This is a genomic window from Vibrio sp. Vb1337 (assembly GCF_033338715.1).
GTDB classification, from domain to species: domain Bacteria; phylum Pseudomonadota; class Gammaproteobacteria; order Enterobacterales; family Vibrionaceae; genus Vibrio; species Vibrio alginolyticus.
Genome location: NZ_JAWOTD010000250.1, coordinates 1 through 1,072, shown reverse-complemented (window position 1 = coordinate 1,072; position 1,072 = coordinate 1). Strand labels below are relative to the sequence as shown.

1 protein-coding gene is annotated in these 1,072 nt (G+C 45.0%); it reads left to right on the top strand.

Annotated features, from left to right (window positions below; all coding sequences use genetic code 11):
• Positions 1 to 327: 327 nt before the first annotated feature.
• On the top strand, positions 328 to 1,072 hold a 745-nt coding region (locus tag R7E42_RS25415), incomplete at its 3' end, for a metal-dependent hydrolase (protein WP_318073295.1).

Sequence of the window (1,072 nt, the reverse complement as noted above, 5' to 3'; positions counted from 1 at the left end):
TAGTCGTTAATCGTTCAGTAAACAAGGCGAGCTATCTGGTTCGCCTCGTTTTATTTTACGTCTGTAAAATCCGCTGTTTTGGACTTTTGACGTACACCACGATCCTCGCTTCTGGTTCGCTTCTCACTAGCGAATAGGGCGATTCCTTCTTACACTAAAATCGAAGCATTTGCTTTAGAACACTTTAATGCATCATTAAGCCGTGATTTCCAATCCACTTAAATACGGATAATTTATGTCGGAGAACGTTCTGGTTTTTAAATTTGAACCGATTTTGAAGCGCATATGCCTTCTCTCTCGCCTACGTTATCGTGGTGGGCGTAAATAATGGACCCGTTAACGCAAGGTTTACTGGGCGCTGCTTTGCCGCAGTCTGCAAGTAACAAGCGGCATATTGTGGCTGCTGGCGTGTTAGGCGTGGCCTCTGGGATGGCTCCGGATTTGGACGTACTTATTCGTTCATCAAGTGACCCATTACTGTTTTTGGAATATCACCGACACTTTACCCATTCATTGTTGTTTATCCCTTTTGGCAGTTTTCTCTGTGCTTTAGTGTTGTATCCGTTGTTTGCAAAAAGACGAGAGCTAAACTTTCAACAGAGTTGGTTTTATTGTGCCCTTGGTTATAGCACCCATGCGCTGTTAGATGCTTGCACCAGCTATGGGACTCAGCTTTTTTGGCCGATAAGCAACACACGCTATGCCTGGAATACGATCTCTGTTATCGACCCCGCTTTCTCACTTCCGATTTTGATCCTGCTTTTCTTTGCCGCACTGAAGCGAAATCGAAATTGCGCGCATGCCGCATTTCTATGGTCTCTGGCTTATCTGACTCTTGGGGTTATTCAACGAGATAGAGCAGAAGCGGCCGGATGGAAAATTGTCCAAGAGCGACAGCACAGCGCTGTGCAGCTAAAAGCAAAACCAACCTTCGGCAATCTTTTGGTCTGGAAAGTGATTTATGAAACGGAAGATAACTACTATGTGGATGCGGTAAGAGTGGGGCGCTCAATAAAAATCTATCCTGGCGAATCCACACCAAAGCTCAATGTAAAAACACAATTTCCATGGC